At 70.3% G+C, this 11,956-nt stretch carries 12 protein-coding genes and 2 pseudogenes; 8 read left to right on the forward strand and 6 right to left on the reverse strand.

What is annotated here, in order from left to right; genetic code table 11:
• Positions 1-52 precede the first annotated feature (52 nt).
• From ACWDAK_RS32090 to ACWDAK_RS32105, 4 genes are all read left to right on the forward strand, one after another.
• Positions 53-487 (forward strand): Hsp20/alpha crystallin family protein, encoded by a 435-nt coding sequence (locus tag ACWDAK_RS32090; protein ID WP_427395070.1) that lies wholly within the window; start codon positions 53-55, stop codon positions 485-487.
• An 86-nt stretch (positions 488-573) separates the two neighbouring features.
• Positions 574-897, forward strand: a complete 324-nt coding sequence (locus ACWDAK_RS32095) for an STAS domain-containing protein (RefSeq protein WP_344640841.1) — start codon at positions 574-576, stop codon at positions 895-897.
• Positions 898-962: 65 nt separating this feature from the next.
• The gene (locus tag ACWDAK_RS32100) at positions 963-1,367 is read left to right on the forward strand and encodes a DUF2267 domain-containing protein (RefSeq protein WP_344640840.1); all 405 of its coding nucleotides are present in this window, start codon (positions 963-965) and stop codon (positions 1,365-1,367) included.
• A gap of 57 nt (positions 1,368-1,424) precedes the next feature.
• On the forward strand, positions 1,425-1,829 hold the full coding sequence (locus ACWDAK_RS32105) for a DUF2267 domain-containing protein (protein ID WP_344640839.1): 405 nt from the start codon (positions 1,425-1,427) through the stop codon (positions 1,827-1,829).
• A gap of 71 nt (positions 1,830-1,900) precedes the next feature.
• On the opposite strand, the gene ACWDAK_RS32110 is transcribed toward ACWDAK_RS32105, so the two are convergent.
• Positions 1,901-2,230: a helix-turn-helix domain-containing protein gene (locus ACWDAK_RS32110; RefSeq protein ID WP_344640838.1), complete on the reverse strand. Its 330-nt coding sequence runs from the start codon at positions 2,228-2,230 to the stop codon at positions 1,901-1,903.
• Between the two features lie 160 nt (positions 2,231-2,390).
• On the opposite strand from ACWDAK_RS32110, the pseudogene ACWDAK_RS32115 reads away from it, so the two are divergent.
• From ACWDAK_RS32115 to ACWDAK_RS32125, 3 genes and pseudogenes are all read left to right on the forward strand, one after another.
• Positions 2,391-3,840, forward strand: a pseudogene (locus ACWDAK_RS32115) (Hsp70 family protein).
• Positions 3,837-4,538: a nucleotide exchange factor GrpE gene (gene grpE / locus ACWDAK_RS32120; RefSeq protein ID WP_427395069.1), complete on the forward strand. Its 702-nt coding sequence runs from the start codon at positions 3,837-3,839 to the stop codon at positions 4,536-4,538. Before ACWDAK_RS32115 ends, grpE begins: the two are co-directional and overlap by 4 nt.
• Before the next feature lie 253 nt (positions 4,539-4,791).
• Positions 4,792-4,968 (forward strand): annotated as a pseudogene (locus ACWDAK_RS32125) (Hsp20/alpha crystallin family protein); the annotation flags it as partial.
• A gap of 29 nt (positions 4,969-4,997) precedes the next feature.
• Here the strand turns inward: ACWDAK_RS32125 and ACWDAK_RS32130 are convergent.
• The 4 genes from ACWDAK_RS32130 to ACWDAK_RS32145 form a co-directional block, all read right to left on the reverse strand.
• Positions 4,998-6,014, reverse strand: coding sequence for an asparaginase (locus tag ACWDAK_RS32130; protein WP_427395068.1), 1,017 nt, complete (start codon positions 6,012-6,014; stop codon positions 4,998-5,000).
• An 82-nt stretch (positions 6,015-6,096) separates the two neighbouring features.
• Positions 6,097-7,542 (reverse strand): amino acid permease, encoded by a 1,446-nt coding sequence (locus ACWDAK_RS32135; protein WP_344640835.1) that lies wholly within the window; start codon positions 7,540-7,542, stop codon positions 6,097-6,099.
• Positions 7,539-8,216: a FadR/GntR family transcriptional regulator gene (locus tag ACWDAK_RS32140; RefSeq protein WP_344640875.1), complete on the reverse strand. Its 678-nt coding sequence runs from the start codon at positions 8,214-8,216 to the stop codon at positions 7,539-7,541. Before ACWDAK_RS32140 ends, ACWDAK_RS32135 begins: the two co-directional genes overlap by 4 nt.
• Before the next feature lie 86 nt (positions 8,217-8,302).
• Positions 8,303-9,091 carry a gamma-glutamyl-gamma-aminobutyrate hydrolase family protein gene (locus ACWDAK_RS32145; RefSeq protein ID WP_427395067.1) on the reverse strand — a complete coding sequence of 263 codons (789 nt, stop codon included), beginning with the start codon at positions 9,089-9,091 and terminating at the stop codon, positions 8,303-8,305.
• A gap of 266 nt (positions 9,092-9,357) precedes the next feature.
• Between ACWDAK_RS32145 and ACWDAK_RS32150 the strand changes: the two genes are divergently transcribed.
• The gene (locus ACWDAK_RS32150) at positions 9,358-10,266 is read left to right on the forward strand and encodes a LysR family transcriptional regulator (RefSeq protein WP_427395066.1); all 909 of its coding nucleotides are present in this window, start codon (positions 9,358-9,360) and stop codon (positions 10,264-10,266) included.
• Between the two features lie 76 nt (positions 10,267-10,342).
• On the opposite strand, the gene ACWDAK_RS32155 is transcribed toward ACWDAK_RS32150, so the two are convergent.
• Complete coding sequence (locus ACWDAK_RS32155; protein WP_344641592.1) at positions 10,343-11,605, reverse strand: hypothetical protein; 1,263 nt, start codon at positions 11,603-11,605, stop codon at positions 10,343-10,345.
• Between the last annotated feature and the right edge of the window lie 351 nt (positions 11,606-11,956).

The following is an 11,956-nucleotide window of genomic DNA, read 5'->3' on the forward strand; positions in this document are numbered from 1 at the left end:
CGGTGTCAGGTGAAGCGCACTGGCACCCATCGATCAGTGGAGGTGTTTCGCGATGCTGATGCGCACTGACCCGTTCCGCGAGCTGGACCGGCTGACCCAGCAGTTCTTCAACACGACCGGCACGTGGTCGCGGCCGACCCCGATGCCGCTGGACGCCTACCGCGCCGGCGACGAGTACGTGATCTGCTTCGACCTGCCGGGCGTGGACCCGGAGGCGATCGACATCGATGTCGAGCGGAACATGCTGACCGTCAAGGCCGAGCGCCGTCCGCGCCACGAGGGTGAGGACGTGAAGTGGGAGCTGTCCGAGCGTCCGCTCGGCGTGTTCTCCCGCCAGGTCATGCTCTCCGACACGCTCGACCCCGAGGGGATCAGCGCCGACTACGACGCCGGCGTGCTGACCCTGAAGATCCCGGTCGCCGAGAAGGCCAAGCCCCGCAAGATCGCGATCAGCCACAGCGGTGGCCGCAAGGAGATCAAGGCCTGACCGCGTCCCTGTGCCGTTCCGTGCCGTCCCCGCCCCCCGAGGGGACGGCACGGAACACCCCCGTATCCGGCCCCGCATCCCCTGGTTTGGCCCGCGCCATCGCGACTGGCGACGCCGTACGCGATGGGCGGCCGACACCGCTGGTGGTCAGGGTCGGCGGTGAGATCGACGTCGCCACCGCCCCGAGGCTTCGCCAGCGGCTGGCCGCCGCGCTCGAGGCGCACCGGGAGGTGGTGCTCGACCTGTCGGAGGTGACGTTCATGGACTGCTCGGGCCTGGGCGTCCTCGTCCAGGCCCGCAACCAGGCCGACCGGTGCGGCAGGCGGCTCGTCCTGCACGGGGTCGGCCACCCCGTGGCCAGGCTCCTCAAGCTCACCGGCCTTACTCGCCGCCTGGCCGCCGAATTCTGATCGGCCTCGCACGCCCCGCATCCGGCAGGGCCTGGTCCGTGCCGGGAGGAAGGGAGGAATGCGCGGTGACTCTTCGATGGGAGGCGTTCCTGGACCAGGTCCAGGAACGCGGAGAGTACGACACACCCCAGGACGCCGAGCGTGCGGCCCGCGTCGTGCTGGCCCTGCTCGGCGCCCACCTGGTCGGCGACGTGCGCGCGAAGCTCGCGGCCCGTCTGCCCGAGACCTTCGCCCTGATCCTGCTCAACCCCCTGCAGGCCGCCGAACCGCTCAGTCCCGAACGGTTCGTGCGCGCCACCGCCGCCTGGATCGAGGGCGCCACCGAGAAGACCGCCGTGTGGGACATCGGCGCCGTCCTGTCCACGGTGGCCGACGCCGCCGGCGACGACCTCATGGAGGGTGTCCTGTTCCAGCTGCCGCCCGGCTATGACGTCCTGTTCGGCCGCCCTGCCCCCGGCCACCGACCCTGACCCGCTTTCGTGCCGCCGCCCACACGGCGGCGGCCCGCCCCTGGAAGGCCACCCGTCATGACCCGGCATCGCCGCCTGATCCAGCAGGTCCGCACCCTCGGCCGCTACCCCAGCGACGAGGAAGCCGAACGCGTCCTCACCGCCGTCCTGGCCGTCCTCGGCTCCCAGCTCACCGGCGACGAACGCTGCGAGCTGGCCGCCACGCTCCCCGAGCGGGCCCGCGCCGTCTTCGCCTCGCAGATCCCCCTGCCGAAGCCCGTCGCCGCCCCCGCCTTCGTCGAAGCCGTCGCCCGAGTCCTGAACACCAGCCTCACCGCAGCTCGCTGGGACGCCTCCTCCGTCCTGGCCGCCCTGGCATCCCTCGGCGGCGAGCGGCTCACCGACCGTCTCCTCGCCCGCCTGCCCCGCAGCTACGCGCTCCTGTTCGGCCGCGCCGACCTCACCGCCACCGCCGCCGCCTGAGAGCCGCCCAAGGGCGGGGATCAAGCGGCGGCGCCAGGACGCGCGCCCGCGCTACGCGGAGGCGCCCGGTATCACTGGCCGCGGGCCCGGCCGAGGTCGGCCTCCAGCTTCTCCACCCGCACCTGGAGATCGAGTACCCGGCGCGCGCCTTCCAGGGTCAGTCCCTCGCTGATCAGCTTCACCAGGGCCGCGACCCTGTCGATCTCCCGGCGCGAGTACCTGCGCTGGCCGCCCGCCGAACGACCCGGCACGACCACGCCCTGCTCGTCCAGCCGCCGCAGGAAGGCCACCTGGACATGCAGCACGGCCGCGACCTGTCCCACCGCGTAGAGCGCCGCGTCCGGATCGTCGATCGGCAGCACCACGGCCTCACCTCGCCGCTCACGAAACCTCACCTCCACGCTACAGATTTCCTCCAGCCCCAGCCACGCGCTGTGCAGCGACCCGCGCGCCTTCCGCATCGCGCACTGCCACCTGCGAATACCTTGACATGAGGAGGCTCAAGTTTTATGTGTCGATGTAGGGAAGTTCTGTACGTGCACGCGATGAAGGAGGTCGGAGATGACTCGCGCAGTCGGTATCGATCTCGGAACGACGAACTCGGTGGTCTGCGTGCTGGAGGGCGGCGAGCCGGCCGTCATCGCCAACGCCGAGGGCGCCCGGACCACCCCGTCGGTGGTGGCTTTCGGCAAGGGCGGCGAGGTGCTCGTGGGCGAGGTCGCCAAGCGCCAGGCCGTCATTAACGTGGACCGCACCGCGCGCTCGGTGAAGCGGCACATGGGCGAGAGCGGCTGGCTACCTGGTCAAGCAGTTCAAGAACGGCTACGGCATCGACCTGTCCAAGGACAAGATGGCAGCCCAGCGGCTCCGGGAGGCCGCGGAGAAGGCGAAGATCGAGCTGTCGGCGGCCACGGAGACGACGATCAACCTGCCCTACATCACGGCCTCCGCCGAAGGCGCTCTCCACCTGGACGAGAAGCTCACCCGCGCCCAGTTCCAGCAGCTCACCGCCGATCTGCTGGAGCGCTGCGAGGGCCCGTTCCACCAAGCCGTCAAGGACGCCAAGATCGAGGTGAAGGACGTCGACCACGTCATCCTGGTCGGCGGCTCCACCCGTATGCCCGCCGTCACCGACCTGGTGAAGAAGCTCACCGGCAAAGACCCGCACAAGGGCGTCAACCCGGACGAGGTCGTCGCCATCGGCGCCGCCCTGCAGGCCGGCGTGCTCAAGGGCGAGGTCAAGGACGTCCTGCTGCTCGACGTCACCCCGCTGTCCCTGGGCATCGAGACCAAGGGCGGCATCATGACCAAGCTGATCGAGCGCAACACCACGATCCCGACCCGCCGCTCGGAGGTCTTCACCACGGCCGAGGACAACCAGCCCTCGGTGACCGTGCAGGTATACCAGGGCGAGCGGGAGATCGCCGCGTACAACAAGAAGCTCGGCATGTTCGAGCTGACCGGGATCGCGCCGGCCCCGCGCGGGATGCCGCAGATCGAGGTCACCTTCGACATCGACGCCAACGGCATCATGCACGTGGCCGCGAAGGACCTCGGCACCGGCAAGGAACAGAAGATGACCGTCACCGGCGGCTCCGCCCTGCCGAAGGACGACATCGACCGCATGATCAGGGAAGCCGAGCAGCACGCCGAGGAGGACCGCCGCCGCAAGGAGGCCGCCGAGACCCGAAACCAGGGCGAGCAACTCGCCTACAGCACCGAGAAGTTCCTTCAGGACAACCAGGACAAGGTCCCGGCCGACGTGAAGAACGAGGTGGAGACGGCCCTGGCGGAGCTGAAGGACAAGCTCAAGGGCGAGGACACCGCCGCGATCCGCGCAGCGAGCGACAAGGTCGCCCAGGTCAGCCAGAAACTGGGCCAGGCCATCTACGCCCAGACCGCCCCCGGTGCACCAGGTGGCGGCGCAACCGGCCCCCAGGGCGAGGAAGGAGAGGAGGTCGTGGACGCCGAGATCGTGGATGAGGACGAGCACAAGGGAGGCGCCGTATGACCACCCCATCCAGGCCGAGGAAGAAACCCGAAGAGCAGCGTTCGCCTGTGGTCATCCGCGACAAGCGGCGCATCGACCCGGACACCCTGCAGCTTCGGCCCGGCGCTGAGGAACGGCCCGCCAAGCCCAGTGGCCAGCAGGGTGCTGGCGGCCCCGCCAGCGCCCTGCTCGGTGGCGGCGCCGCACCCTCGCCCGGCCAAGCTCCTGCGGGAGCCGACGGTGAGTCGCTGCGCGCCGCGCTGGCCGAGCGGACTCAAGACCTGCAGCGGGTGAAGGCCGAGTACGACAACTTCCGCCGGCGCGTCCAGCGCGAACGCCTCGCCATCCACGCCAGTGCGGTGGCCGAGGTGCTCCGCTCGCTCCTGCCGATCCTCGACACCATCGACCGCGCCCGAGCCCACGAGGACACCGCGGCGGCCTTCGACACCGTCGCCAGGAGCCTTGAGGAACAACTGGCCGCGCTCGGGGTGCAGCAGTTCGGGACCGAGGGCGAACCCTTCGACCCTGCCCTCCACGAGGCCGTCACCTCGACCGAATCGGACCAGGTCGACCGCCCCACCTGCACCCAGATCCTGCGGGTCGGCTACCGGCTCGGCGAGATCCTGCTTCGCCCGGCCCAGGTGGCGGTCGAACAGCCGCCCGCCCCGGACCGGCAGAGCGCCGGCTCCTCCGTGTCCGATCGCACCGACTCGGCATAGGACATTCGTCCACGCCTCCGTGCGGCCTGCCCGTTTCCCGGGCCGTTACGAAGCACACGCGAATAGGCGGAACACGGATTCCGCCGTGGAGAAGGGCGGCCGTGATGGCTCAGTCGATGACGCTGCTCCCGAACACCCGGCTGCCCGACCCGGTCGAGCGAATGGAGGAGGCATCCCCACCACCCCGCTGCGCTGGGGCACGTACGACCGCCGCCCGATCGCGATCGAGGAGGACCTGGCGGATGGCACCTACGTGTTGCACGCCGAGCTTCCCGGTCTGGAGCCGCAGGAGATCACGGTCACCGTCGATGACGCTGTCCTCGCCGTCAGCGCCGAGCACAGCGCGGACAAGCGCACGGCCCAGCGATCGAATTTCCGGTACGGCTCGTTCGAGCGGATCGTGCGCCTGCCGGCGCCCGTTCGCGCCAGCGCGGTGAGTGCCGGGAGTGGTGGGTCGGGTCACGCGGGAGCGAGCAGGACCGACGGGTCCAGCGCCGCCACCGGCCGGACGCCGCCGACGCGCCGACCGCCGCCGGTCGCTGGCTCCCCCGCGAACCCGGTGAGCAGCCGTGCGTCGACTCCCGCGAGGGCCAGCGCGGCCGCCATCACGGGAACGCGCGCCCGGTTCGCGCCGTCGGCGATCTTCACGGCGACGGCGCGGCCGTCCGGCAGTGCGGCGACGTGGACGCCTTCGAAGCCGTCCTTGGCGATCAGCCCAGGCACCGCGCGCATCAGCTCGGCCACGTCCCGTCCGGCGCCGGAGGCCATCTCCGGGTGGCTGCGCAGCGCGTCCGCCACCCGGAATTCAGGGGTCCCGGGTGCGCCGGTGGCGATGCGCGCGGCGGCGCGGGCCAGGCCGTGCAGGGAGACGGCGAACAGGGGGGTGCCGCAGCCGTCCACGGTGGCGTGCGCGATGCGCTGGCCGGTGAGGTCCTCCACGGCTTCCGCGATCATCCGTTGGAGCGGGTGCTCGGGGGCGTCGTAGTCCTGCGGCGGCCACCCGTTGAGCCGGCACAGGTACAGCATCGCGGCGTGCTTGCCGGAGCAGTTCTGGGCGAGCCGGGAGGGCGGGCGGCCGTCCCGCACCCAGGTGTCGCGGACGGCCGGGTCGTACGGAAGGTCCGGGACGTTGCGCAGGTCGTCCTCGGTGAGCCCGGCCAGTTCGAGGATCCGCCTGGTTCCGGCGAGGTGGCGTTCCTCGCCGGAGTGGCTGCCCATCGCGAGCGAGAGGAGTTCGCCCTCGAGCGGCAGCCCGGCGCGCACCATGGCGACGGCCTGCAGCGGCTTGAGGGCCGACCGCGGGTAGCAGGCGACCTCGATGTCGCCGATCCGGAACGGTACTTCGCCGGCGGCGTCGAGGACGACGACGGAGCCGTGGTGGACGCCCTCGACCATGCCGCCGCGGGTGACGTGGGCGACGGGTGCGTGGATGGGCTCACGGATCGGGGGCGCGTCCGCGAGGGAACTGCTGAGCATCACTGCCTCGTTCGATGATGGGTCGCTACGGGTGGCGCCGGTCTCACGAAGTGCCGCGAGCCCGACGCCTTTTGACGGTAGATCAGGAAGGATCGTGGCCCGTGGTCGCGTCGCGCGCCAGGCGGCCGCGGATCGCGTACCAGCCGGCGACGAGCACGGCGGCGATGAGCGGTACACACAGCACGGTGGTGCGTCCGGCGCCGCCGTCGGCGTACATGAGGACCAGGACGGCAGCGAGGAAGGCCAGCGTCACGAGTTCGGTCCAGGGCGAGCCGGGCAGGCGGTAGTCGGGGCGGGTCAGTTCGCCGGCCGTGGTCTTCCGCCAGAACAGGAGATGGCAGACCATGATCATGCCCCAGGTGGCGATGATGCCGATCGCCGCGAGGTTGAGCACGATCTCGAACGCGTCGGCGGGGACCACGAAGTTGAGGCCGACACCGAGGACACACATGCCGCTGGTGAGCAGGATGCCGCCGTAAGGCACCTGGGTGCGGCTCATTCGCGCGGTGAAACGCGGGGCCGATCCGTTGACGGCCATGGAGCGCAGGATGCGGCCGGTGGAGTAGAGGCCGGAGTTGAGTGAGGACATGGCCGCGGTGAGGACGACCAGGTTCATCACACTGCCCGCCGCCGGGACACCGATGTGGGAGAGCACCGTCACGAAGGGACTCTGGCCGGAGGTGTACCGGTTCCAGGGCAGCAGCATCGAGAGCAGGACGACCGAGCCGACGTAGAACAGGCCCACGCGCCACATGATCGAGTTGATCGCCTTCGGCATGATCTTCTCGGGGTTCTCGGTCTCCCCGGCCGTCACACCGACCAGTTCGACGGAGGCGTAGGCGAAGACGACGCCCTGGATGATCAGCAGCATCGGCAGCAGCCCGTTGGGGAAGATCCCGCCGTTGTCGGTGATGAGGGACGGACCGGGTACGGCGCCGTCGACCGGGTGCTGGGTGACGAGCAGGAAGATCCCGATGCCCATGAAGACGACCAGGGCGCTGACCTTGACGATAGCGAACCAGAACTCCAGTTCGCCGAAGATCCGCACCGAGATGAGGTTCACGGTGAGGACCACGGCCAGGGCTATGAGCGCGATCACCCATTGCGGAACGTCGGAGAACAGGTGCCAGTAGTGGGTGTACGTGGCGACGGCGGTGATGTCGGCGATGCCGGTGGTCGCCCAGTTGAGGAAGTACATCCAGCCGGCGGTGTAGGCGCCCTTCTCCCCGAGGAACTCCCGGGCGTACGAGACGAAGGCGCCGGAGGAGGGGCGGTACAGGACGAGCTCGCCGAGCGCTCGCACCACCAGGAACGCGAAGACGCCGCAGACGGCGTACGCGACGAACAGGGAGGGCCCGGCGTCGGCGAGCCGTCCGCCCGCGCCGAGGAACAGCCCGGTCCCGATCGCGCCGCCGATGGCGATCATGTTGACGTGCCGGGCTTTCAGGGACTTGCTGTAGCCGGTGTCGCCGGCATCGACGTGACGGGTCGTGGGGCGCTTCTCGTCTTTGAGGAACTGCTCGCTCACGCCTCGGCTCTGCCTTCTCTTGAGGTGTCCGCGCGCTGGGGGCGCACGATGTCGGTGAGGGTGGCCTCCACGCGGTGGAGGTGGTGGGACATCGCCTCGACGGCGTCGGACTCGGAACCGTCGACCAAGGCCTCGACGATCGCCCGGTGCTCGCAGTTGGACTGCTCGCGCCGACCGCCCAGCTCGTTGAGGAAGGTCGACTGACGCGCCAGTGCGTCACGGATCTCCTCGATGACCCGACGGAAGACCGGGTTGCCGGAGGCCTCGGCCACCGCCAGATGGAACACGGTGTCCAGCGCGACCCACGCGGTGGTGTCGGTCTCCCGCTCCATCCGGTCGAGCAGGTGGGCCAGGTGGTCCAAGTCCTCCGGGGTCCGGCGCAGCGCCGCGTATCCGGCGACCGGGATCTCGACGTGCCGGCGCACTTCCAGGAGATCGCTGGCCGCGTAGTCGCCGAAGGTGGGGTCTTCGACCGTGTTCGCCACGACGAAGGTGCCCTTGCCGGTCTTGGAGACGGTCAGGCCCATGGCCTGGAGGGCCCGGAGTGCCTCCCGCAGCACGGGCCGGCTGACCTCCAGGGTCCGGCACAGCTCTGCTTCCGAGGGGAGCTTGTCCCCCAGGGCGTACTGACCGCGCTCGATGGCGCTGCGCAGGTGGCCGAACACCGCTTCCATCGCGCTGACGCGCCGTGGGACCGGACCACCTGTCTGGCTGTCTGACAGGTTCACGGGGTGATCCTGGGCGTCGGAGCACAGTGGTGTCAAGACATCGGGGTCGACGGAGTGACCTCCGGTGTACTCCGCCGGATGCGCACCTTGCTCTCGGCGATGCGACTCGGGGCGGGGTTCGGAGCCGACCTGGCGGTGGCCACCAGGGCGTGCACCACGGCCGAATCGAAAGCCATTTCGGGGTGCCACTGCACGCCGACCGCGAAGCGGTGCCGGGTGCTCTCGACCGCCTCGATGGTGCCGTCCGCCGTGCGGGCGCCCACGATCAAGCCGGCCCCGAGGGAGTCCACCGCCTGATGATGGTGCGTGGCGACCTGGCGGGTCCCCGGAAGGAGCGCGCCGATCCGCGTCCCCGGCACCGTGGTGACGGCATGGGGGGAGAAGTGGCCGCCGTGCAGGTTGTGCCCGTGGTGACCCACCGTTTCGGGGAGGTGCTGGATCAGGGTTCCGCCGGCATGCACGTTCATCAACTGCATTCCCCGGCACACTCCGAGCACCGGCATGTCACGCGCGAGAGCCTCGGCCAGCACAGCCCACTCCCACTGGTCGCGCTCGCGGACCGGCGGTCCCGTGCACGGATGCGGCCGCGCCCCGTACAGCGCGGGATCCACGTCCTCGCCGCTGGTCAGGACGATCGCGTCCAGGCGCGCGACGACATCGGCCGCGGCTTCCGGCGCGTCCGGCGGCAGCAGGACCACGCGGCCGCCCGCCGCCTGGAGACAGCTGATGTACGCCGCGGGCAGCAGCGCGGCGGGCAGCTCCCACTCCCCCCACTGAGCGTCGGCGAGGTAGGTGGTCAGTCCGATGAGCGGCTTGGGCATACCACTTCCTTTCGGGGGCGGGAGTCGATCGTCGACGGCCGTCTCCTCCGCAGCCCACCCGCCCGACGGACGCGGGGTCAGGAGGCTGCGGAAGAGGGGGTGCACGGCCCCGCGGACGCACGAACGCGCCCGACGAGGGAGGTGGTGGGTCGCGGACCCGGGGGGTGGAGGCTTGCGCATCCGGGCCGCGAGCAAGAATCCTGCTGCCGTTCATGCTTAAGCACAAGAAAAGACATCTTCGCGACAGATAAGTGAGCCTTAACTCCGTGCAGAAACTCGACCCCCGGTTGCTCGCCACCCTCGAAGCCGTGGTCCGCCACCGCTCCTTCAACGCCGCCGCACGCGAGCTGGGCTACAGCGCGCCCGCCGTCTCGCAACAGATCGCCGAACTCGAACGCCGCGCCGGTCTCATCCTGATCGAGCGCCGCCCCGTACGCGCCACCCCGGCCGGCATGGTCCTCCTCGACGCCGAACAGCGCGTCCGAAGCGCACTGGCGGCGGCGTCCGTGGAACTCGACGCCATGCGTGCGGGCACTGCCGGACGGATCAGGCTCGGCGCCTTCGCCTCCGCCGCCGCCGGCATCGTCCCGCAGGCGCTGGCAGAGCTTCACGCGACCTATCCCGATGTGCAGGTCAGCCTCTCCCAAGTGGAGCCCGAAGCCGGCTACAGCCGGCTCAAACGGGGAGACATGGACCTGGCCCTCAGTTACGACTACGACTTCATCCCGATGCCACCGCCCCGGACGCTGCGCCGAACGCTGGTCGCACGGGACCCGGTCGTGGCGGTGGTCCCGGCCGACCACCACCTCGCCAACCGGGACGTCATCGACCTGGCCGGCCTCGCGGCCGAGACCTGGATAGCGGCTCCGGAAGCCGCGTTGCGCCTGGAACTGCTCGCTCAGATGGCCAAGACACCGGGCTTCCAGGCCCGCCTGGAATACGACGGCGACGACTTCAACACCGTGCTCGGCTTCGTGGCCGCCGGCCTGTGCGTCGCCGTCATGCCGCGGCTGGCCCTCCCCCCGGGGAGCACCCAGGTCGTGGCGCGCCCCCTCGCCGACCCGGAGCTGACGCGCTTCATCTACACCGTCCGCATCGACACCCGGCACGCCCCACGCGCCCTCCTGGGCCTGGAACGCATGCTCGCCGCGCAGGCACTGACCGCCCTCTCATGAGGCGGGGACAACGCCTCGACGAGTTCGGACCCGAACGTCGCCGGCCCGCCTGCGGGCCGGCCCTCCGGGCAGCCTCTCACCCCTCCGGTCGGACATTCCGGTCGGCGGTGAGCCGCTCCCGCCACTCGGCCACGGCGACGGGGGACATCGCCGCGAGACGGGCGATCACCTCGTCGTCCCGCCCGTCGGTCCAGCTGAGGACCCGGGTCAGGACGGTGTTCCGGACCAGGCGGACCTCCTTGAGCAACTCCTCCAAGCGCTTCAGCTCCTCCCCGGTGGCGGCAAGCGTGTCGTCGACCGCCGTCCTTTCCTCGGCCCGCTGTTGCCGCAGGTAGGCCGCCAGGCCGGTGAGGACCACACCGTCGTCGGCCGCAGCGCTGCGGAACGTCCCGGCGAGGTGGTCCAACACGCAGTCAGGGGCGTCGGCGAGACTCGCTCCCACGACCTTCGCGCCCTCCCAACTGCTCCGTCCGGCATCGCTGGTCCGCAGCCAGAGCCCGGCTTCGACCGGGGCGCGGTCGCCGCAAGCGGCCGCGCGGTAGGCGTACAGAGCCGCACGGTGACCGTAGAAGGTGTAGCCCTCCTCGATCTGGACGCCCGCCGGAGTGCACATGCGTCCCGGAACGCCGCCGTAACCGGAATCGGGTTCGTAAGTGGCGTAGGCGTCCAGCTCGGCGTCGGTAGCCGTCGCCCAAGCCGGATCGCACAGCTCCGGATTCCGGGCTAGGAAGTCCGCCACTTCGACCCGCCATCCGGGAACCGGGCTCATGCGGGGTTCGGACCAGGCCACCGTGCCCGTCGCATCGAGCGTGTAGAGGCAGGCCTGTTCGAGATCGGTCCAGGCCGTGGCAGCCTCGGCGGACCACTCCAGATCCCCGGCCGGGCCCACACGATGCAGCGAGCCGATCACCCGCTGGACCATGGGCAGGATCCGTCGGACCAGTGTGTAGAGCTCCTCGGTGCTGAAGAAGCGCCAGGTATCGGCGCCCTGCTCGTCGACGGTGCGGTGGGTGAGCAGGAGCGCGAACACGGCCGGGGAAGGCAGAGCGCCATCGCCGACCGCGGCCCGGCGGTGCCCCGGAAGCCAGGGGGCGGCGCCCTCGTCCTGGGTTCGCCAGTCGGTGTCCCCGAACCAAACGGCGCCGGTGGCGGCGTCGACGGCGAGCCACTGCTGGTAGCCATTACCCGGCCCGAACCGTTCTCGGTGGTGCTCGGCCCGCCGGTCGTGCCACACGTATTCCGCTGGGGGCGGATTGAGGTGGACGGCGACGAAACCGTCCTGCGGGGTGTACCCGACAACGACATGTGCAGTCGGTTTGCTGTTCTCGGTCCCGGACATGCGGCTCCCTCCGTGCCGGACCGTGGCGGATTCGCCACTGTGCGACACCGAGCCTGCCCTGTGGGAGCTGTTACGATCAAATCCGATCACTTGTGGACTTGTCGCCCAATGAAAGTTCGCACACGTGCGGACGCGACGGGGCTGACGACAGGCGATCGTGGAGCGCTGTCTGCGGTAGCCGGTGATCGTGTCGCTGTCGTCTCCGCTGTCGAGGTTGAGCTGCACGGAGGCGGTGGAGCGCATCATTGAAGTTTCCCCAAGGCCGGGTAGTTAAGGATTTCGGCCGGGGTGCAAGGTGGGGGCCGCTGGTGTGGCGGCTGCCGTGTAGCGGCCCCTGCGGACCTTCTTGAT

It is taken from the genome of Kitasatospora sp. NPDC001175 (assembly GCF_053598215.1).